This is a genomic window from Acinetobacter indicus CIP 110367 (assembly GCF_000488255.1).
Lineage (GTDB): Bacteria > Pseudomonadota > Gammaproteobacteria > Pseudomonadales > Moraxellaceae > Acinetobacter > Acinetobacter indicus.
This window is the reverse complement of record NZ_KI530745.1, coordinates 389,785-411,742: the sequence shown is the minus strand read 5'-3', so window position 1 is coordinate 411,742 and position 21,958 is coordinate 389,785. Positions and strand designations below refer to the sequence as shown.

The following is a 21,958-nucleotide window of genomic DNA, read 5'->3' as shown; positions in this document are numbered from 1 at the left end:
CAGCTTCAGTTTATGGATGGATCTGGCTCAGTTTCAGATCCATTTTCATATCCAGATTGGCATGTGTGCGTCGCTCAACATTACGCATCGTGGCATTAAATCCAGAAACTTTCTGCAAGGTCATTGGATCATTCAGATTTAATTGCGGCGCAAATTGATGCAGCAAGCGAACCTTTAACAGCTCATGAAATTCCAGACCGACCGGGCCATTAAATAAAATCTTGACCGGCAGCCGATAGGTGCGCTGCAAATGAAACGGCACACTCATTTTAATTGGAATATCCAGCTGTAACGGCAGTTTGGGCAATAACGGATTCTGATAGATTAAATCGGTGCTGGTCTGTAATGGCATCAGCTGATCAATTTGAATATGGGTTTTATAGTCCACTTTTACATCAATCGGTGTGGTGACCACAAATTGCAGATTGGCCGGATATTTGCCTTCTAACGGCAATTGCACCTGCTGATCCAGCTGAATTTCAGTATCTAAATGGCCTTGGGTATGGGCCTGCAAGTAATTGCCGACCTCAATATGAGTGGGTAAATCTTCCGGTAACAACAGCCGTGCTTTTTGGGCATTGACATACATCGAGGCCTGAATATTTAAGTACAGCCAGAATAGAAATGCGACCAGCGCAGCCACAATCAAGCCCAACACAAGCTGATGGCGAAGTGAAGAAAACATCTACACGCTCCTCTACTCGACCATTTGTACAGTAGTCTGTGGCTGCGCCGTTTCGGCCGTCGCCAGACGGATACTGTTTAAAGGAATATTCAGCTCACCCTGCTCAATCTTAATTGGTAAGGTATTTTTTACATCCACCGAGGCCTTCAGCGCGGTTTGAATTGGCACATTTAAATGACCTTGTACCGGAATCTGGGTATTCAGTGTGGTTTTTAAAGGAATATTCAGGTTTTCTTTTAATACCGTTTTTACCGGCGCATTAAATTTCAAATGGACTTTTTGTGCCAGCGGCACATCCATATAAATGGGGACATCCAGCACAATGGGAATGGTGCCTTTGAGCGGCAAACTGATGTCTTTACCCATTAACCTGACTTTGACCTGGGTATCAACCGCCAAGGGCTGGTTAATTTTTAGGGTTTCCCGCACCGGAATGGTGGTACGAATTGGGACATGCGTATCAAAATACACCCGTGGATTTAAGGTTTGGGTCAGCGGAATATCCAGATTTTCCTGAATGGGAATAACCGCATTGACCCGGCCACTGACATCGACATCCAGTGCATCATGAATTTTAACTTCGGCTTGGAGTGCTTCCTGCAAATCAATATTGACCTGCTGGTTTTCGAGCGGAATATAAATCTGAAAATGCCGAAAAATCCATAAGGCAATTGCTACACCTACCATGGCTGCCAGCACCATCAAGATTATGCCGCGGAGCATCAATCTGTTTGGCAACGGTTTATCCTATCTGTCATTTTTGTTTTTCTCGACAGAAATTGTGTCCAAAAACCGTGATACGGTTTGCAATTTTTTGTATAGCGTCTTTGCTTATTATTTTAATGAAAGATAAAAAAGAGCCTCAAATGAGGCTCTTTCTGGTCTGCATTACAAATTAAGCATTTGTTTCAGCAGGAACTTTTGGATAGCTTACGCCGCCCATCTGTTCAGCGATACGCAGTACCTGGCAGCTATAGCCCACTTCGTTGTCGTACCATACATAAGCCGTTAAACGGTTACCTGAAGTGATGGTTGCTTGCGCGTCAAATACACCTGCAGTACGTGAACCGATGAAGTCAGAAGATACCACTTCAGTCGAGTTGGTATAACCGATCTGACCTTGCAGGTTCGAGCTGATTGAGATTTGACGGATGTATTCGTTCACTTCGTCACGCTCAACTTCTTTCTCAAGCGTCAGGTTCAGAATCGCCAGTGATACGTTTGGTGTTGGAACACGTACAGAGTTACCGGTTAACTTGCCTTTCAGCGCTGGAAGTGCTTTCGCAACTGCTTTCGCTGCGCCAGTTTCAGTAATTACCATGTTCAATGTAGCAGCACGGCCACGACGGTCAGCTTTGTGATAGTTGTCGATCAGGTTCTGGTCGTTAGTGAACGAGTGAACTGTTTCAACGTGACCGTTAAGCACCTTGTATTTGTCGTCTAACACTTTCAAGGTTGGCGTGATTGCGTTTGTAGTACAGCTTGCTGCAGAGATGATGGCATCTTCATCAAGAATGTCGCCCTGGTTTACACCATAAACAACGTTCTTCATGTCACCTTTACCAGGTGCAGTCAGAATGACACGTGCTGCGCCTGGGCATTGCAGGTGCTGAGCCAGACCGTCAGCATCACGCCATTTACCGGTGTTGTCGATTACCAGTGCATTGTTAATACCGTATGCAGTGTAATCTACTTCAGACGGATTAGAGGCATAGATCACTTTAATGAACTGACCATTCGCAATGATTGCTTCGTTTTCTTCATCAACAGAAATGGTGCCAGAGAATGGACCATGGATCGAGTCACGACGTAATAAAGACGCACGTTTTTCCAGATCACCATCTGCAGATTTACGCACTACGATGGCTTTTAAGTTCAAGCCACGGCCAAGACCAGACTGACCAATCATTAAACGTGCCAGGATACGACCGATACGACCGAAACCGTAAAGTACAACATCACGGCCTTCTACAGAAGTTGGACGACCTTCAACCGCTTTGACTGCAGCTGCTACAAATGCATCTGCATCGCCGCCTTGCTCTTTAAAGGCAATCGCAAGTTTACCTAGGTCAATTTCAGCAGTACCAATGTTTTCAACTTTTGCTAATGCTTCAAGAATCGGGAAAGTGTGTACAACTGAAAGCTCAACGTCCATCATACGCGTGAAACGGTGTGCTTTTAAAATCTGAATCACTGAACGGTTAACTAAAGAACGTCCAAATACTGAAACAACAATATTTTTCTCACGGTACAGCTTACCGATCAAAGCGATCATTTGTTCCGCGATTTCTTCACGGTTTTTCCAGCGACCTTGGTGCTCTGCGTGTAGGGCGATGATAGTCTCTTTGCTCACAGATACGTCCTCTAATTAATTGTATATCTAGGCATAAAATTCAAAACCCGACAATTGTAATGGAATTGGCGGCAAGATTGAATCAAAAGCTGTCTAAGACCGCTCTATTTTGCTATATATTCAGTATAAATTTGCAAAATAGTTGTAATTATTTTTATGATTTCGCTCCTAAATCTTTAAAAACCGCTATTTTTCATATAAAAAAGAGCAAGTTATCTGTTTGTTGCTTTATCAGACAAATTTTACCGACTGATAACAATATTTTTTTGCTATTCCAGCCGGTCCTGATAGTTCTGGACATTTTTTTGCAAGGCCCGTTCCTGCCGTTTCTGTTTCAGTACATGCAGTACACCTTCAATCACCAGCAGCAATACCGCCAGCCAGATTGGAATATAGGTCAGCCATTCATCGGCTTCAACACGCTCGCCCAGCATCATCGAGGCGAAAGCCAGCAACACCGGTTCCAGATAGCTAAGCAAACCAAAAATCACAAAAGGCAAATAACGGCTGGCCAGAATATAACTGCCCAAACCTAAGGCACTTAAAAAGCCCAGTCCCAGCACAGCCCAGATCAGATGCGAGTAATTCAACAGCAATGCCATGCTGTCGCTATAAACAAAGCCCAGATAAAACGCGACTGGTAAAATCAGGAACAGATCCCACCAGAAACCGCCCAGGTTATCGGTTTTAAACTGACGGCGTAAAAAGAAATACAAAGGATAAGCCAGCGCCACATACACAGTTTCCCAGGCCACACTGCCAATGCGCCAGATTTCATGTCCGACGCCCAGTACGGCTAGCGCCACCGCCAGCATTTGCCAGCTGGACAGTTTTTCCTTATACAGCACACAGCCAACCAGCACCATCACCAGCGGCAACAGGAAATAACCGAGCGACACTTCCAGACCACGGCCGTTAATTGGCCCCCATAAAAACAGCCACAGTTGTGTAGTACACAAGAACGAACTGATCAGCAGCCACAGCAATAAAAGCGGCTGTTGTAGCACCCGCCTGAAAATCTCGGCCACATGCTTTAAATCACCACTCCACCACATAAACAGGGTGATAAAAGGCAAGGTGGACAGCATACGCCAGGCAAAAATTTCTTCACTGTCTAAAGGTTGCAGAAACTGGGTATAGAAATACAGCACACCAAAAGTGACGGATGCCAATACAGACAAAGCAACGCCTTTATACATCTTTCACTCCTGATCTTTGCCGAGCGCTGATTATACTCAGTTCATCTCCGGAAAACTCTGTTCGTGCATGAATTATTGACCGAAAAATAAAAAAACCATGCCGGAGCATGGTGTATTTTTAGTAGGAGATTGCTTTAACGGGCTGTCTGTTTGGTGTGAATAATATCATCCAGGTTATAGCCTAAAGATTTGGCATATTCGAGATATTCATTGATCACTTCGGGATTGGCCTGCGGGGTACGCGACAACACCCACATATATTTGCGATGTGGCTCACCGACCAGCACGGTCTGATAATCTTCATCCAGTTTTAGCACCCAGTAATCACCGCGACCAATTGGCATCCAGCGGATAAATTCTGGCAGGAAGCTGACTTTCAGTTTGGTATTAAACGGCACATTTTGTACAAAGGCTTCACCAATAGAGACGGTTTGTTCGCCATTTTTGGTGATACAGCGGTTATCGACCTTGATATTGCCATTTTCATTTAAGGTATAGGTCGCCGTGACATCCCTATCACATTTATTCTGGAAGGACATCGGTTTACGTGCCACCTCATACCAGACCCCTAGGTAACGATCCAATTCCACTTTTTCAACGGTGGGTAGTGGCTCTTTCTGGGCATAAGCCATGGTGGCCAGCCCTAAACCGACCAGCACTGCCCCGCCTACGGCAATTTTTGCCAATTTATAACTCGCTTTAGGGAGATTATTCGTTTTCATCAGGTCACCTTATAGCTTCAATATTGTTCTGGAGTTCTCAGCATACTTGGCTAAATTAACGGTAAATTCAGGTATTTACTGTTGTGTTATGTAAGGAGTTTTTTAACAGTTCCCACACTTTTCTTTACTGCAGCATTTGTGCCTTTAAACGAATAATTTCATCACGCAGACGTGCGGCCTGCTCAAACTGCAATTCTTTTGAGGCTTTGAGCATCTCTTTTTCCAGCTTGGCCACATGCTTGGCAAACAGTTTCGGGTCCGACACGATATGCCGCTCATCCGCGGTTAAGGCCAAGGTTTGGGCTGCCATCTGCTCATCAATTACATCTTCTTCCAGCACCTCGCCGGTATCAATTTCTTTAATGACCTGACGCACAGCACTGCGCGGAGTAATCCCATGCAACTGGTTAAATTCAATTTGCTTGGCTCGGCGACGTTCAGTTTCATCAATGGCTTTTTGCATGGAATCGGTTATCCGGTCAGCATATAAAATCGCCTTACCGGCAATATTCCGCGCAGCACGACCAATGGTCTGAATCAGCGAACGTTCGGAACGCAGGAAGCCTTCCTTGTCAGCATCCAGAATCGCCACCAGCGAGACTTCTGGCATATCCAGACCTTCACGCAGCAGGTTAATCCCCACCAGCACATCATAAATTCCGGTACGCAGCTCATGAATAATCTTGACCCGCTCGACCGTATCAATATCGGAGTGCAGATAGGCCACTTTAATGCCGTATTCTTTTAAATAGGAACTTAAATCTTCGGCCATGCGCTTGGTTAAGGTCGTGACCAGAACCCGTTCGTTTTTATCTTTACGCAGGTTAATTTCCGACAGGACATCATCGACCTGGGTCAGCACTGGGCGGATTTCAATTTCCGGGTCAATCAGACCGGTTGGACGCACCACCTGCTCGACAATCTGTTCAGCTTTTTCCAGTTCATACTGCGCCGGTGTGGCACTGACATAAATAGTGCTTGGAATAATCCGTTCCCATTCTTCAAATTTCATTGGCCGGTTATCCAGCGCACTTGGCAAACGGAAACCATAATTGACCAGGTTTTCCTTACGCGAACGGTCACCTTTATACATGGCGCCAATTTGTGGCACGGTAACATGCGACTCATCAATAATCAGCAAGGCATCATCCGGCACATAGTCAAACAGGGTCGGTGGCGCTTCACCGGCCGGACGACCGGATAAATGACGGGAATAGTTTTCAATGCCATTGGTATAGCCGAGCTGCTGCATCATTTCCAGATCATAACGGGTACGCTGCTCAATACGCTGTGCTTCCAGCAGCTTGTCATGTGCACGGAAAAAGCCTAAACGCTCTTTCAGTTCTTCACGAATGGTTTCAATGGCGCGCTGCAGATGGTCTTTAGGCGTGACATAGTGGCTTTTCGGGTAGATGGTGACGCGTGGCACTTTGCGGATCATTTTGCCGGTCAGCGGATCAAACCAGCGGATCGAATCAACCTCATCATCAAACAGTTCAATCCGGATGGCATTCTGCTCTGATTCTGCCGGGAAAATATCAATAATTTCACCGCGAATCCGGTAGGTCCCGCGCAAAAACTCTAGTTCATTGCGGCTATATTGCATTTCTACCAGCCGGCGGATGATGTCTTCACGTTGAATCCGGTCGCCCTGCACCACATGCAGCAACATGCTCATATAGGCATTCGGATCACCCAGACCGTAAATAGCCGATACCGATGCCACAATAATCGAGTCACGACGTTCCAGTAATGCCCGCGTCGCCGACAGTCGCATCTGGTCAATGTGATCATTAATGGCAGCATCTTTTTCAATAAAGGTATCGGAAGATGGCACATAGGCTTCCGGCTGATAGTAGTCATAATAACTGACAAAATATTCAACCGAGTTATGCGGGAAAAAGGCTTTAAATTCGCCGTAGAGCTGGGCCGCCAGAGTCTTGTTATGCGCCATCACAATAGTTGGCCGCTGTAACTGGGCAATCACGTTGGCCATGGTATAGGTCTTGCCGGAACCGGTTACCCCCAGCAGCAACTGATCATGCATGCCCTTTTGAATTCCCTGCACCAGCTTTTCAATGGCCTGCGGCTGATCTCCAGCAGGTTGATAATGGGTAACCAATTCAAAAGGTTGATGATCACTCACGGATAGCGTACTCATACAGATCGAAAAAAATAGTCTAACAGATTCAGCCTATTATCTGGCTTCAGATTGTAATTTTTGTACACTTTCTTGTCACCGGCAGCATCGGCAAGGTTCTGTTTTTAGTCCGCAGTGCAACTGAAATAAAGACCTTCACCCGCTGCTGTTTGGCACACTCTCACCAGACATACCCAGATCAAAGCAAAATCTTCATGTGAAACAGAAAAACACCCTCGTCTTGTGCTTTTTCACTTGATTCTGCCCCGCTTCACGGGCAACATGAACACAAGGGATCACATAGATTTAATCACAATGACTTACCGATATCATGATGAAAGTATTATTAAAAGCTTGCCTGAAGATACGATTTTTGTCTTTGGCAGTAATCTGGCGGGTGATCATGCCGGCGGTGCAGCGCGCACTGCCCTGCAACACTTTGGCGCCGTGCGCGGCGTAGGGCGTGGCTGGGCCGGACAAAGCTTTGCCATTCCAACCATGAACGAGCATTTGCAGCAAATGCCGCTGTCGCAAATTCAGCACTATATAGATGACTTTAAAACCTATACCAAAAATCATCCGAAAATGAAGTATTTTCTGACTTCAATTGGCTGTGGTATTGCCGGTTATAAAGTCGAGGAAATCGCCCCGATGTTTAAAGGCATTTCCCACAATGTGATTTTCCCGGCCTCCTTCCGGCCTTTTGTCGAGAAATCTTTACCGAAACTGAACCAGCATTTTCTGCATACCATTTTTCGTGATCCGGTGATTTTTGCCAGCAATCCGGATGAACTGATTGAAGTACTGGCTTTAAATGACAATGAAAAAAGTCTGGCTAAAATTTTGCTGAATACCCAGATGTACCCGACCGACAGCAATGGCCGTGACCGGATTTTTGAAATTGAAGATATTTTATATGGCCTGAAAGGCAAGGTCTTCGAATGGCAAAGCAACTCTGAAGGTTCCATGCTGTTTGGCGGGGTGATTCTAGCCTTACTGGAACTGTATAGTATTAATGAACAGGATTTTGCCGAAGTCTGGCATGGTCAACGTGAAATTACCCCACCGCGTCCGGCGCATCGGGCCAAAAAATAATCCCTCTTTTTAATACCAGAGCAGCCGGCCACTGAGCCGGCTGCTTTTTAATTCAGTGATGAAAATCACATTTATAAAAATAAACACAATTCTTATCACATAATAAAAACTTGATTATAATTCTATTTTTCATTCACTAGAATAATCGAGCTTCAGACTATGACAATACTGGACACGCCTGTTTTTACCCTTGCGCCGATTGCCCTGTGGCTGGAAGACTTTAGTGAAATTAAAAAACAGTTTGAGCTGTGGCGCGCACAAGGCATTCAGGATTTACGTGGCTATTTACTGGAAGATCCAAGCCGTGTCATTGAATGTGCCCGTAAAATTAAAATTCTGAGCGTAAACCAGAAAACCCTGGAACTGTATGAAGCCCAAGATCTGCAGCATTTAATTAGCAACCTGGAGCAGATTTTTAAAGGTGATATGACCAGTACCCATATTGATGAACTGATCAGCTTGTGGGAAGGTCAAACCGAATTTTCCAGTCAGGCGGTCAATTACAGCCTGAACGGTAAACGGCTGGATATCCAGTTACGCGGCACCGTAGTCCCTTCACATGAGCAAGACCTGTCTTTGGTGCTGGTCAGTACCGAAAACATTACCCCTTATACCGCAGCGCGCCGGCAGGCAGATCAGCAGCGTTTACTGGCTGAATCGCGCTTTGTCTATTCTCCCACCTCCTTGTGGGTGGAAGATTTTAGCCGGATTAAAAGCCGGCTCGATCAGCTGCGCCATTTGGGCATAGATGATTTCAATACCTTTTTAGATGTGCATCCGGATTTTATCCAGCAATGTATCCGCGATGTACTGATTATTGATGTCAATCAGGCCACGCTGGATTTATTTGGCGCCCCGGACAAAAACACCCTGCTGCAAAATATTCATAAAATTTTTGCCGGTGAAATGCAGCATACGTTCAGGGAACAGCTGATCGAGCTCTGGAACGGCAATATTCACCATCAGCGTGAAGCCATCAATTATGCGCTGGATGGCAGCATCCGCCATGTATTGCTGCAATTTACCGTATTTCCCGGCTATGAAGAGGACTGGAGCACGGTTCAGGTGGCCTTGACCGATATTACCGCGCGTAAAAAAAGCCGAAAATTATCTGGAATATCTGGGAAAGCATGATGTGCTGACCAAGCTGCTGAATCGCTCGCATTATAGCGAAGAAGTGAATCGCTTAGAGCGCAGCAGTCTACGGCCTGTATCCAGTATCTATATTGATATGAATGGCTTAAAAGTTGTGAATGATGCCTTTGGCCATGATAGCGGTGATGATCTGCTCAGACGCACCGGTGAACTGCTGAATCAGCTTGTCCAGAATACCCAGTACAGTGCCTGCCGCATTGGTGGTGATGAATTTGTGATTTTGCTGCCGGGTGCTGATGAGATTGCCATGCACAACTGTTTGGCAGGCTTGCAGGAACTGCTGTTAATTGACAGTCAGTTTCATGGTAATCAGATGCTGAATCTGTCGATTGGGTCTGCGACCACACTACCACAGGAAAGTATTGAAGAGATGCTAAAACGCGCCGATCAGGCCATGTACACCCAAAAACGCGCCTATTATGTCCAGTTTGACCGGCGTGAAACCCAGGATTAAACCCATCAAGCGCCCATAAAAAATGCCACAGAACGTGGCATTTTTCTTAGCGTTTACCCATAGATTTACGGGTCCCACGTGGTGGTGGAAACAGCTTGTCGGCATAACCTTCATCTTTAGGACGAACCTGATTATGCAAGGCATCCATCTGGGCTTTTTCTTCCGCAGATGGCATTGGGAATGGGAGTTTTACCACAGGTTTTTTTGAAGTAGGCTGCTGCTTACTCATGACGATAACTCAAATCAAATTAGCGCTATTTTAAGGTTTTTTGCAGTCAGAAGCGAGCCTCCGGCTTTTTATTCTCAAAAATGCCTTATTTTGAGGCGCAGAAGCACAAATTTCGTGATTTTTTATTAATTTGTTGAGATTTTAAACGACGAAGTGACTATTTTTGAGCTAAGATAGTGTGCTTTTTATTTTTTAATCCCTATAAGAAGGAATACTGCCGTGGACGTACGTCTCTCTGATCGTGTAAATGCCATCAAACCGTCCCCAACGCTTGCTGTGACAAACAAAGCTGCTGAATTGAAAGCTGCTGGTCATAACGTAATTGGCTTGGGTGCAGGCGAACCGGATTTCGATACACCACAACACATCAAAGATGCAGCAATTGCAGCGATTAACAACGGTTTTACCAAATATACCGCTGTTGACGGTACGCCAGGCCTGAAAAAAGCCATTATTGCGAAACTAAAACGTGACAATAACCTTGACTACCAAGCCAACCAGATTCTGGTGTCTTGCGGTGGTAAACAATCATTCTTTAACTTGGCACTTGCACTGTTAAACAAAGGTGATGAAGTGATCATCCCTGCACCATTCTGGGTAAGCTATCCAGATATGGTGATCATCGCTGAAGGCGTGCCAGTGATTGTAAAATGTGGCGAAGAACAACGCTTCAAAATCACTCCTACTCAGTTAGAAGCAGCCATCACAGACAAAACCCGTTTAGTGGTACTGAACAGCCCGTCTAACCCGACAGGCATGATCTACACCAAAGCTGAACTGGAAGCTCTGGCTGAAGTACTGCGTAAATACCCAGAAGTGTATATCGCATCTGACGACATGTACGAACCAATCCGCTGGGATGACGAGTTCTACAACATCGCTACTGTTGCACCAGACCTGTATGACCGCACTATCGTGTTAAACGGTGTGTCTAAAGCCTATGCCATGACTGGCTGGCGTATCGGCTATGCAGCGGGCCCTGCTAAATTGATCGGCGCGATGAAAAAAATCCAGTCTCAGTCAACCTCTAACCCGACGTCTATTTCACAAGTAGCTGCAGAAGCTGCATTAAACGGTCCTCAAGACGTTCTACAACCAATGATTGAAGCGTTTAAACGCCGTCATGACCTGGTGGTAAACGGCCTGAACGACATCAAAGGTATTTCTTGCTTACCTGCAGATGGTGCGTTCTATGCTTACGCCAACATCAAACCACTGATTCGTGCTAAAGGCTTAAAATCTTGCACAGAATTCTCTGCATGGTTACTGGAAGAAACGGGCGTGGCCGTGGTTCCAGGTGATGCATTCGGTTTAGGCGGTTTCATGCGTATCTCTTATGCAACGGCTGATGAAGTGCTGGTAGATGCGTTAGCGCGTATCAAGAAAGCGGCGGATTCAATCGAAGGCATTGATGAAGCGATTGCGTCGATCGAAGCTGAAAAAGCTGCTCAATAATCTCTTCTGAGCAATAAAAAAACCGCGACCTGTTCGCGGTTTTTTTATGGCCTGATTTAACTCTAAACGCTCAATTCAGCGGACCATAGATAACGGTTAGATGGCCTTTTTCAGCGCCTGAATGAGCTGACTGCGTGAGATGTCAGGACGGTCTGTACCCTTATAAATACAGTAATATTTAAAGGCACTATCCAGACTCACCCGCAGTTCTTTTTGTTCAGAAGCCGACCAGACCCGGCAGCGGTTACTACCCGACAAGGCACTGCCGGCAAGCTGATACAGGTATAAATCCTGGCTGCGCTGTAATGGTGTGCGGGTTGCATGATCCGGATGCTCTGAAAGCTGGAAACATGGCTCATTGATCAGCCATTTTTCACTAAACCACAGCTGCAGCAAATCGCCCAGATACAGATCGACATGCCCGACTGGCCATATGTTGATATAGGCCGAAGCAACAGGCGTATAATAATCTGCTGGATTGCTGATAAGAGAAAGGTAGTTGTCTTTGTAAAAATTGAGATTTGCAAAAATTTCAGGGATGCTGAGCGTATTCATTCGCTGTCTCCGATTTAGCCATTTTTGTGCTGGCAAGTTGGTTTAAATCCACACTGTTTAACCATTTGGTCAAACGACTTTCTGGATTTAATCTAACAACAGATTTTTTGCTTTGCAAGATTTTTTCGTGTTTTATTTTATTTTGCACAAATAAAAAGCATATAAACTTTAAATGTAAAAAAGATGACAGTTTTCGCTTGACCCCTGCTGAAATCCCTCTATAATCGCATTCAGATTCTCCCATAGCTCAGTCGGTAGAGCGACGGACTGTTAATCCGCAGGTCCCTGGTTCGAGCCCAGGTGGGAGAGCCAAATTCAAGAAAGCCCAAGCATTTAAGACTTGGGCTTTTTATTGCCAAAATTTATAGCTTCCAATCTTTTTAATTCCCACAGCGATTCACATCTGAAGGCTGCCAAAAGAGGATGACATCTTCCCGAGCGATCTAATAGCAAGACGTCCATCAGCAGATCAGTTCTATCTTCAAACAGGCAGATCAATCCTGATTCCCCTTCTCGCAGCCATAAAAAAACGGAACCGAAGTCCCGTTTTCTCTCAAAAAATATTGACTGTTTCAAGCTGCCTGCGCCGGCACACCGCTATGGAAACGGAAAGTATCATCCGGGCTTAAAATCAGATTTTTTTCCACTTCACGAATATGCTGAATCCGGCCCTGAATATCTTCTTCCGGATTTTTTAGCTTGGCAGTTTTGGCAACGTCCAATGCCAGTGCCAGATAATCTTCATAATGACGCGATTCAGATTTCAGCAAATAGCGGTAGTAACGCCCCAGCTCTTCATCAACATGCGGTGCCAAGGCATAAAAACGCTCACAGGAACGCGCTTCTACAAAGGCGCCAATCACCAGTACATCAATTAACGCTTCTGGTTCATAGGTACGGATTTCTTTGCGTAAGCCGCCAGCATAACGACCTGCGCTTAAGCCTTTCCACTCCTGTCCGCGTTTGTTCATGAATTCCAGCACCTGTTCATAGTGCAGCATTTCTTCACGAACCAGTTGCGCCAGCTTGACCTGCAAATCGGTAAAGAAGCTGTAGCGGAACATCAGGTTCATGGCTGTACCGGCGGCTTTTTTTTCGCAGTTGGCATGATCCTGCATCAGGATTTCCAGATTATTCAGTGCTTCGTCCAGCCAGGCTTGCGGGGTTTCACAGCCCAGGAAGCCGATCACCGGCTTCATGAGCTCATCATAATTGATTGTCGACATACAAAAACTTCAAGATTATCGTGCAGCTTTAATCGCTGCTTTCATTTGCTGTACAGCTTGGGCCAGACCCACAAACACCGCATCGGCAATGAGCGAGTGACCAATATTCAGTTCATGAATTTGCGGGATTGCGGCAATCGGCGTCACGTTATCTAAATTCAGGCCATGGCCGGCATTCACCACCAGACCTTTGGCCGCGGCATATTCGGCACCTTTCACAATACGTTCCAGCTCAGCCTGCTGCGCCTCTGCGGTTTCAGCATCGGCGTAAGCACCGGTATGAATTTCAATGGTTGGTGCACCACAAGCAACTGCGGCATCAATCTGGGCAAAGTCAGCATCAATAAACAGGGATACATCACAACCCAGAACAGAGAGAGCCTGCGTTGCCGCTTTTACCGCCGCAAAATTACCGACCACATCCAGTCCACCTTCAGTGGTGACTTCCTGGCGTTTTTCCGGGACAAAGCAAACATGATGCGGTTTGATTTCTTTGGCGAACTCGACCATTTCATCAGTCACCGCCATTTCCAGATTCATGCGGGTTTTCAGCAATGGACGCATACGACGCACATCATCATCCTGAATATGACGACGATCTTCACGCAGATGCAAGGTAATACCCTCTGCACCAGCCTGTTCACAAATCAGTGCGGCATTGACCGGATCTGGGTAAGTGGTGCCACGTGCTTGTCGCAATGTTGCAACATGGTCAATATTTACACCAAGTAATGCAGCCATACTCTTTTCCTAATTACGATTGTGTTTGGGAGTTCTGTATCCACAATTGACGACTTTTTAACGGCCGATCTCCCAGCAGGGAGCTGATCATCTGCCGATATAATTTAGACAGTAATTGTAACTGTTCTGGATTAAAATCCCTACCCTTTTCATGGTCACGCATACTCAAAATCTGCGCGCCACTTAAACCAGAACGGGAAGCCTGCGCCGTTGGCATAAAGCCTTCATTTAATAAAAACTGGTACTGCTGCGTTGCACCAATCGGCTGCTGGTTGGCATCCACTTCAAAGTCGATGGCATAACCCAGTTCTTGCAGCAACACATGCTCAAACTGGCGCAGAATCTGTCTTAAAAAGCTGTTCGGCTGCGGATGGCTCGACAGCTGCTGCAATTGCTGCAAAGTCGTGGCATATTGCAGAAAAGTCTCGGGCATCTCGACTTCGAGCGGACACAGACGCAGCAAAATTTCATTCAGATAAAAACCGGAGAAAAAGGCATCGCCAAAGAAAAATACGGGCTGGTTGATAATTTCCAGTTTGGTAAAATTTTTCAGTTCAGATTTACCCGAGGCCTGCAGGCTAATCGGTTGATATTGTGGTGGCGGGGTTTGTCTTAAAATACCATCAATCCGCCCATATTCCTGGGTAAACAGATGCACAATATGACTACGCTCACGGTATTTACGATGATGGATCAGGTAGCCATGCAAGACTTCATTTCGCATGCGGGCAGGACATCAGCCTAATCATCTTGCTTTTTGTTTTCATCTTCTTCATCCCCATCGGGAATGACTGCACCGACCACAGCGGCAGTGCCTTTGACCACGCCTTTGGTAGTTTTATAGGCCACTTTAACCGGAACTGTAACCACCTTATGAATACAGCCCTGCAGCATGAACATGCAGGCTAAAATCACAGCAATTTTGGTCATTACAGTTCCTCGTTTCATGGCTTAGATATCGCTGTATCCCAAGCTTTTTAATGCACGTTCATCATCTGACCAGCCACCTTTGACTTTCACCCAAAGCGTGAGCATGATTTTCTGTTCGAACATTTTTTCCATATCGACACGGGCATCCATCCCGATTTTTTTCAGCTTAGCACCTTTTTCACCAATCACAATGGCTTTTTGCCCCGGACGGTCTACGAAAATGGTGGCATCAATATAGGTACAGGCCGGTTTCATACGACCGGTTTTTTCATTTAAAGCCGGCTCTTCGGTTTTAAATGATTCAATCTGTACGGTTAAATCGTATGGCAACTCTTCACCAAGCTGACGCATGATTTTTTCACGAATAATTTCAGAGGCCAGGAAGCGCTCGGAACGGTCGGTAACCTGATCAAATGAATACAGCGGTGGCTGGAATGGCAGATATTGCTCAATGGTGTCACGCAGATGTTCCAGATTGGCACCACGCAGCGCAGATACCGGCACAATTTCTGCAAAGTTCATCAGCTTGGCGCGCTCCTGAATCAGCGGCAGCGCCTGATTTTTATTCTCGAAGGTATCCAGTTTATTGATCACCAGAATGACTGGCATGTCTGCATTTTTCAATTTCTCCAGTACGAGTTCATCGTTCTGGGTCCATTTTTGTGCATCGACAACGAATAATACCAGGTTCACATCACGCAGCGCCGAGTGCGCGGCACGGTTCATCATTTTGTTGATGGCACGCACTTCTTTTTTGTGCATCCCCGGGGTATCGACATAGACCGCCTGAGATTTTTCACGCGAATCAATCCCGACAATTTTATGGCGGGTGGTTTGCGGCTTACGCGAGGTAATAGACAGTTTTTGACCCAACAGGTGGTTCATCAAGGTAGATTTACCCACGTTTGGCCGGCCCACAATGGCCACAAATCCGCTACGGTAATCCGATGGAATTTCCTGACCTTGTGAACTGAAGAATTGATTGATTAAATCGTGGCTGTCGCTTTGCGACTCGTGATCAGCATCGTTGTGATCGGAATGGATTGTCATTGAGACGTTTGCTCCAAGAGTTTTAAAATTTCCGCGGCAACTGCCTGCTCGGCAAAGCGGCGACTAGAACCTTCACCTTTCATTACCGGTAAAGCATCGACCCGGCATTCCACCTTGAAATGCTGGTTCGGGGCATCACCCTGAATATCTACAACCTCGTAAACTGGGAGAGGTTTTTTACGTGCTTGTAAATACTCTTGTAGGCGTGATTTCGGATCTTTGAGCTGATCGGTTGGCTCAATATGATCCAGATAAGGCACGTACCATTTTAACACAATCGTCTGTAGCAGGTTTAAATCCCCACAGTCGATATAAATCGCACCAATAATCGCCTCGACTGCATCTGCAAGTATAGACTCGCGATGATGACCGCCTGATTTCAATTCACCGGTACTGAGAATTAAATTTTGACTGAGTTTTAAATCATTGGCGATTTTACCCAGCGCTTCCTGACGCACCAGCGTTGCGCGCATACGGGTCAGCCGCCCTTCGTTTTCCTGCGGATAGGCGGTGTAGAGATAATTGGCAATAATCATCCCTAAAAGTGAATCGCCTAGAAATTCTAGGCGTTCATAGTTGTGTTTGTGACTGACCGAACGATGCGTCAGCGCCAGCTTGAGCAGATCCGGCTGTTTAAACTGGTATCCGATGCGGCTGGCCAAACGCGTTTCATTGAGCTTGGACTGAGCTTTGATCAAAACTTTTCTCGAATTTCATGACAATATCAATATTCAATAAGAACGGTTTTCTTATCTCATAGTCTTTCTTCACCTGTAGACCATCTACATTGGTGACCTGGGCAACATCCGCAAATTTAATATCACGAATGTTGTTCATACTTAAACGCTTATCCATTTCCCCAATGAATTTTTGCGGACTCAGGTTTTTGGGTCCATGAATCAACTGCTCTTTAATCTGGTTATCCAGCATTCGATCATCGAAATACGGTCCCCAAACCGCAACTGCAATTTTTACCATAAAAGCAAAACCAATAATTGCAACCAGAATTGCAATATACGATGCCCCTTGTTGATGACGCATTTTGTTATTTTCCTAATGGATGATTTTAATCTATGCTGCCGTTTCGGCTAAAAGACGGCAATTTAAAACCAGGCTCTTTGTGCATCCAGATATAGACGGCACGGCCGGTCAGGTTTTCTTCAGGTACAAAACCCCAGAAACGGCTGTCAGCACTCTGATCGCGGTTATCCCCTAACGCGAAGTAATGACCTTCTGGAACTTTGACTTCCCAATATAAACCATTTGTAGAAGCATATTTACCATTTTCGACATAATTAATAAAAGGTGCCTGACGCGCCACGTTTACGCCTTCCAGTTCACGCATGGTAAAAGTATGCTTGCCTAAAGTTTCCTGATGGTAAATCGAGTTGGGTGTATCGAGGCTGTCTTTTTCACGGCTAAAGTCCAGCGCAACTTTCTGCACCTTTTCACCGTTAATGGTGAATTGACCATGATCATAAACAATATGATCGCCCGGCAAACCCACAATACGCTTAATGTAGCTAATGCTTGGTTGTGGCGGATAACGGAACACCGCCACATCACCGCGTTCTGGCGAACCGGTATCAATAATTTTGCTGTTGACGATTGGCAAACGCACGCCATAGTCAAATTTATTTACCAGAATAAAATCCCCGGTCTCCAGGGTTGGAACCATTGAATCTGACGGGATATTAAACGGCTCATATAAAAACGAACGCAGCACCAGCACAACGGCCAGTACCGGCCAGAAGTCATACGCCCATGTGATAATGAAATTTTCATTGCCCCGTCCTTTGGTCTGTCTTTGCTTGAAGACAAATTTATCCAGCAACCACACAGCAATAAAAAACAGCGTGGCAGGAACGAGGATCAAATTAAAATCAAAATCCATGGGCGTTTATCCTTCTAATCTTATTAGCGTTCGACTTTTAATACAGCTAAGAACGCTTCTTGTGGGATTTCAACGCTACCCACTTGCTTCATACGTTTCTTACCTTCTTTCTGCTTGGCCAGCAGTTTCTTCTTACGCGACACGTCACCGCCATAACATTTGGCCAATACGTTCTTACGCATGGCTTTTACCGTTGAACGGGCAATGATTTGCGCACCAATGGCCGCCTGAATTGCGACATCAAACATCTGACGTGGAATCAGGTCTTTCATTTTTTCAACCAGTGCAATACCACGATGACGGGCATCCTGACGGTGACAGATCATTGCCAGCGCATCGACTTTTTCACCGTTAATCAAGACATCGACTTTCACCAGCGATGAACTTTCAAAACGCACGAAGTTGTAATCTAGTGATGCAAAACCACGTGAGCAGGATTTCAATTTATCAAAGAAATCCATCACCACTTCGGCCATTGGAATTTCAAAGGTAATGGATACCTGATTACTCATGAATTTCATGTCTTTTTGCACACCACGACGCTCGATACACAAGGTCATGACGTTACCCAAGTATTCTTGCGGCACCAGAATATGACATTCGGCAATCGGTTCACGTAAGTCTTCAACGGTGGAACCGTCTGGCATTTTCGATGGACTGTCGATGTACACGGTCTGGCCATTTTTCATTACGGCTTCATAAATAACCGTAGGCGCAGAAGAAATCAGGTCCAGATCGTATTCACGTTCTAAACGTTCCTGAACGATTTCCATGTGCAGCATACCAAGGAAGCCACAGCGGAAACCAAAACCGAGCGCATCCGAACTTTCTGGTTCAAAGAACAGCGCCGAGTCATTGATTTGCAGCTTTTGCAGTGCTTCACGGAACGGTTCAAAATCGCTGGCATCAATCGGGAACAAACCGGCATAGACCTGCGGTTTTACTTTCTTGAAGCCCGGTAACACTTCCACTTCTGGCGTGGTTGCCAAAGTGATGGTATCGCCGACTGGTGCACCAAAAATGTCTTTAATGCCGGCAATCACGAAGCCGACTTCGCCCGCTTCCAGAATATCGGTTTCAGTATGTTTCGGATTGAAAATACCCACCGAGGTAATGATGTGCGTTTGACCGGTTGATTTCATCAACATCTTGTCGCCTTTACGCACACGTCCCTGCTTCACACGCACCAGAGACACAACGCCCAGATAGTTATCAAACCATGAGTCGACGATTAAAGCTTGCAATGGCGCATCACGATCACCGGTTGGTGCTGGAATGACATCGACCAGACGCTCTAACACACCCGCAATCCCCAGACCGGTTTTGGCTGAACAGGTCGGCGCATCGGTTGCTTCAATACCAATAATATCTTCAATTTCCTGAATCACACGTTCAGGCTCTGCTTGCGGCAGGTCAATCTTGTTCAGAATTGGTAAAACTTCCAGCCCTTGCTCAATCGCGGTATAGCAGTTGGCAACCGATTGTGCTTCTACGCCCTGGGCAGCATCAACCACCAGTAGTGCGCCTTCACACGCTGCCAGTGAACGTGAAACTTCATAAGAAAAGTCAACGTGTCCCGGGGTGTCAATGAAATTTAACTGGTATTCCTGACCATTCGGATGGGTATAGTACAAGGTCACCGAAGTCGCTTTAATGGTAATCCCACGTTCACGCTCAAGTTCCATTGAGTCCAGTACTTGCGCCTGCATTTCGCGATCCTGCAAACCGCCACAGGTCTGAATGAAACGATCCGCAAGGGTCGACTTGCCATGATCGATATGTGCAATGATCGAGAAGTTACGAATGTTTTTAATATCAACAGATTTTTTAGCTTGCGCCATGGGCTACCTTAAAAAATAACGCGCTATGCAAACCAGATTCAGTGCACAGCAAAAGCCGAATAGAAATTGCGAAGGATTATAGCAGATGGATTTTTTAAAGTATCCAAAATAATGCAAAGCTTTTCGGCCCGGCCGGTTTTAGATCATCCGATACAAACCGGCCAGTGACGATGCTTATGCCGGCTGTGGCGGATACTGGTTAAAATCCATCGGATTCAGATCGGCTGGAATAGGCTGATACGCCTGGGAAAAACTTGGCGACATGCGTTTTGGACGGCCGCTGTCTATTTCCACACAGGCCCATTTGGTCTGCGCGACAAACAGCACGCTCTGGTCCTGCGGACGATAAAACACATACTGGCGAAACAGGTACAGCGCATTAATTTCACTGAGCCAGGTTCTTAAAGTCAGCTCTTCACCGGCAAATGCAGCCTTGCGATACTGCACATGATGCTCTACCGCCACCATGGCATGTTTCATTTCCAGAAACTGCGCCATGCCCAGGCCTAAGGTTTCAATATGGGCGCTGGCCACATCCTGCATCCACTGCACATAAACCACGTTGTTGACATGGCCCAGACTGTCAATATGCTCGGGTTGAACCTGAAGTTTTAAATCAAAAAATGTACTGCTCATGCTCTGTTACTGTACTGTGGTATCGGGTATCGAGGCCCCTAGTCTACTGAAAATTGGCCCCAGATAAATTGAAAAATAAAAAAACCACAGCAGGCTGTGGTTTTTAACTGGCTCAGATCAGGAAATTCGCATACCGACAATGGCACGTTGTCCCTGACGGATTAAGGTCACACGCGCCACGCTGCCCTTTTTCAGCTGCGAAACCGCCTGAACAAAACTGTTGTTGTCGGTGACTGGGCTATTGTTCAGCTGTACGATGACATCACCCGGTAAAATTCGCGACTGCGCTGCAATACTGCCCGGACGGACTTCCTGAATCAGCACACCGCCTTTAATTTCCAGCTGACGCATTTCTGCTGCTGACAGGTTCCGGATTGCGACCCCAAGTACCGGGCCTTTATTCTGGCTTGGCGTAACATTGCTCTTGGCCGGGGTGTCATCCGGTGCGGTGCTTAAAGTGGCCGAGATATTCCGGCGACGGTCATCGCGTAAAACTTCCAGCTGGATGGTCTGTTTAGGTGCAGTACGGTTCAGATAATTGAGTAATTCGCTGGTACGTGAAATTGGCGTGCCATTGTATTTTAAGATCACATCACCGGCACGCAAGCCGGCTTTGGCAGCTGGAGAATCCGGTGCCACCTGGGTAATTAATGACCCTTCCGGTTTATCCAGTCGATACGATTCTGCCAGCGTCCGGTCAATATCCTGCAGGCTCACACCTAAATAGGAACGAGTGACTTTACCATGCTGTTTTAACTGGTCTGCCACTTCCATGGCGACATCAATTGGAATCGAGAAAGACAGACCCATATAACCGCCCGTTCCACTAAAGATGCGCGAGTTGACTCCGACCACTTCACCGCGCTGGTTAAATAGCGGTCCACCCGAGTTCCCCGGGTTTAAGGCAACGTCAGTCTGAATAAACGGTACCGAGGTTTCCCCCATCATGTTACGCATTTTGGCACTGACAATACCAGCAGAGGCGGAATAGTCAAAACCAAATGGTGAACCAATTGCCAGCACCGGCTCACCGACTTTCAGGCGATCAACATTACCGGTACGCAGTTCAGGGAAGTTGCTGCCAGATACTTTCAGCAGGGCCACATCAGTCCGTTCATCACTGCCGACCACGGTGGCATCAATTTCACGGCGATCATTCAGAACAATGGTGACTTTGGAGGCATTTTCAATCACATGGTGGTTAGTGAGCAGGTAGCCATCTTTGCTAATAAAGAAGGCACTGCCATAACCGGTTTTTTCCTGTGGCGCCTGACGCTGCGGAATCACCACCCCATCGCCAAAGAAACGGCGTAACAGTTCCGGAACCTGTTGTTGTAACAGCTCTTCCTGGCTTAAACGTTTGACCACATTGACACTGACAACACCGGGGCTGACCTGTTCAACCAGGTTGGAAAAATCTACTGAAGTAGAGGCCTGTGCTTGAACAGATGCCATAGTGAACACAGCTGCATAGAGACCCTTCTGTAAGTAGCGATTATTCATATATAGCATTCACTCAATTTGTTTATAAAAATGTGATGTTCTGTTTTTAACATAACGCTTTTTAAGATTTCGTAATAATATGTTCAATTCCTCAA

21 protein-coding genes, 1 tRNA gene and 1 pseudogene are annotated in these 21,958 nt (G+C 46.1%); 4 read left to right on the top strand and 19 right to left on the bottom strand.

Annotated elements, in window-relative coordinates:
- Positions 1-10: 10 nt before the first annotated feature.
- From P253_RS02015 to uvrB, 6 genes are all read right to left on the bottom strand, one after another.
- Positions 11-685, bottom strand: a complete 675-nt coding sequence (locus P253_RS02015; RefSeq protein ID WP_016660047.1) for a hypothetical protein — start codon at positions 683-685, stop codon at positions 11-13.
- Between the two features lie 12 nt (positions 686-697).
- Positions 698-1,408 carry a hypothetical protein gene (locus P253_RS02010; protein WP_035362956.1) on the bottom strand — a complete coding sequence of 237 codons (711 nt, stop codon included), beginning with the start codon at positions 1,406-1,408 and terminating at the stop codon, positions 698-700.
- Positions 1,409-1,580: 172 nt separating this feature from the next.
- Positions 1,581-3,038 (bottom strand): glyceraldehyde-3-phosphate dehydrogenase, encoded by a 1,458-nt coding sequence (locus P253_RS02005; protein ID WP_016660045.1) that lies wholly within the window; start codon positions 3,036-3,038, stop codon positions 1,581-1,583.
- Positions 3,039-3,307: 269 nt separating this feature from the next.
- Complete coding sequence (gene rarD, locus P253_RS02000; protein WP_016660044.1) at positions 3,308-4,237, bottom strand: EamA family transporter RarD; 930 nt, start codon at positions 4,235-4,237, stop codon at positions 3,308-3,310.
- 134 nt (positions 4,238-4,371) lie between these two features.
- Entirely contained in the window at positions 4,372-4,959 is a 588-nt protein-coding gene (locus tag P253_RS01995) for a lipocalin family protein (RefSeq protein WP_016660043.1), read from the bottom strand.
- A 124-nt stretch (positions 4,960-5,083) separates the two neighbouring features.
- Positions 5,084-7,105, bottom strand: a complete 2,022-nt coding sequence (gene uvrB, locus P253_RS01990) for an excinuclease ABC subunit UvrB (RefSeq protein ID WP_035362953.1) — start codon at positions 7,103-7,105, stop codon at positions 5,084-5,086.
- 309 nt (positions 7,106-7,414) lie between these two features.
- Between uvrB and P253_RS01985 the strand changes: the two genes are divergently transcribed.
- Positions 7,415-8,194 carry an A1S_2505 family phage non-structural protein gene (locus P253_RS01985; RefSeq protein ID WP_016660041.1) on the top strand — a complete coding sequence of 260 codons (780 nt, stop codon included), beginning with the start codon at positions 7,415-7,417 and terminating at the stop codon, positions 8,192-8,194.
- Positions 8,195-8,353: 159 nt separating this feature from the next.
- Positions 8,354-9,803, top strand: a pseudogene (locus tag P253_RS01980) (diguanylate cyclase domain-containing protein).
- A gap of 46 nt (positions 9,804-9,849) precedes the next feature.
- Here the strand turns inward: P253_RS01980 and P253_RS01975 are convergent.
- A complete protein-coding gene (locus P253_RS01975; protein WP_005176699.1) occupies positions 9,850-10,032 on the bottom strand; it encodes a hypothetical protein in 183 nt (60 codons plus the stop codon).
- A 219-nt stretch (positions 10,033-10,251) separates the two neighbouring features.
- On the opposite strand from P253_RS01975, the gene P253_RS01970 reads away from it, so the two are divergent.
- Positions 10,252-11,487 carry a pyridoxal phosphate-dependent aminotransferase gene (locus P253_RS01970; RefSeq protein WP_016660038.1) on the top strand — a complete coding sequence of 412 codons (1,236 nt, stop codon included), beginning with the start codon at positions 10,252-10,254 and terminating at the stop codon, positions 11,485-11,487.
- Between the two features lie 96 nt (positions 11,488-11,583).
- On the opposite strand, the gene P253_RS01965 is transcribed toward P253_RS01970, so the two are convergent.
- Positions 11,584-12,042: a hypothetical protein gene (locus P253_RS01965; RefSeq protein ID WP_016660037.1), complete on the bottom strand. Its 459-nt coding sequence runs from the start codon at positions 12,040-12,042 to the stop codon at positions 11,584-11,586.
- A 236-nt stretch (positions 12,043-12,278) separates the two neighbouring features.
- Between P253_RS01965 and P253_RS01955 the strand changes: the two genes are divergently transcribed.
- Positions 12,279-12,354, top strand: a tRNA-Asn gene (locus tag P253_RS01955).
- Between the two features lie 260 nt (positions 12,355-12,614).
- Here the strand turns inward: P253_RS01955 and miaE are convergent.
- The 11 genes from miaE to P253_RS01900 form a co-directional block, all read right to left on the bottom strand.
- A complete protein-coding gene (gene miaE, locus P253_RS01950; protein WP_005176696.1) occupies positions 12,615-13,268 on the bottom strand; it encodes a MiaE family protein in 654 nt (217 codons plus the stop codon).
- Between the two features lie 15 nt (positions 13,269-13,283).
- Positions 13,284-14,009 (bottom strand): pyridoxine 5'-phosphate synthase, encoded by a 726-nt coding sequence (pdxJ, locus tag P253_RS01945; RefSeq protein WP_016660036.1) that lies wholly within the window; start codon positions 14,007-14,009, stop codon positions 13,284-13,286.
- 13 nt (positions 14,010-14,022) lie between these two features.
- Positions 14,023-14,733, bottom strand: coding sequence for a DNA repair protein RecO (gene recO / locus P253_RS01940; RefSeq protein WP_016660035.1), 711 nt, complete (start codon positions 14,731-14,733; stop codon positions 14,023-14,025).
- A 17-nt stretch (positions 14,734-14,750) separates the two neighbouring features.
- Entirely contained in the window at positions 14,751-14,939 is a 189-nt protein-coding gene (locus P253_RS01935) for an NF038104 family lipoprotein (protein WP_016660034.1), read from the bottom strand.
- A gap of 21 nt (positions 14,940-14,960) precedes the next feature.
- Positions 14,961-15,989, bottom strand: a complete 1,029-nt coding sequence (gene era / locus P253_RS01930; RefSeq protein ID WP_016660033.1) for a GTPase Era — start codon at positions 15,987-15,989, stop codon at positions 14,961-14,963.
- Positions 15,986-16,687, bottom strand: a complete 702-nt coding sequence (gene rnc, locus P253_RS01925) for a ribonuclease III (RefSeq protein ID WP_005176685.1) — start codon at positions 16,685-16,687, stop codon at positions 15,986-15,988. Before rnc ends, era begins: the two co-directional genes overlap by 4 nt.
- Entirely contained in the window at positions 16,659-17,030 is a 372-nt protein-coding gene (locus P253_RS01920; protein ID WP_016660032.1) for a DUF4845 domain-containing protein, read from the bottom strand. Before P253_RS01920 ends, rnc begins: the two co-directional genes overlap by 29 nt.
- 25 nt (positions 17,031-17,055) lie before the next feature.
- Positions 17,056-17,883 carry a signal peptidase I gene (gene lepB / locus P253_RS01915; RefSeq protein ID WP_016660031.1) on the bottom strand — a complete coding sequence of 276 codons (828 nt, stop codon included), beginning with the start codon at positions 17,881-17,883 and terminating at the stop codon, positions 17,056-17,058.
- Between the two features lie 23 nt (positions 17,884-17,906).
- On the bottom strand, positions 17,907-19,724 hold the full coding sequence (lepA, locus tag P253_RS01910; protein ID WP_005176673.1) for a translation elongation factor 4: 1,818 nt from the start codon (positions 19,722-19,724) through the stop codon (positions 17,907-17,909).
- A gap of 174 nt (positions 19,725-19,898) precedes the next feature.
- Entirely contained in the window at positions 19,899-20,360 is a 462-nt protein-coding gene (locus P253_RS01905; protein ID WP_016660030.1) for an acyl-CoA thioesterase, read from the bottom strand.
- Between the two features lie 117 nt (positions 20,361-20,477).
- Positions 20,478-21,863: a Do family serine endopeptidase gene (locus tag P253_RS01900; protein WP_016660029.1), complete on the bottom strand. Its 1,386-nt coding sequence runs from the start codon at positions 21,861-21,863 to the stop codon at positions 20,478-20,480.
- Positions 21,864-21,958: the final 95 nt, after the last annotated feature.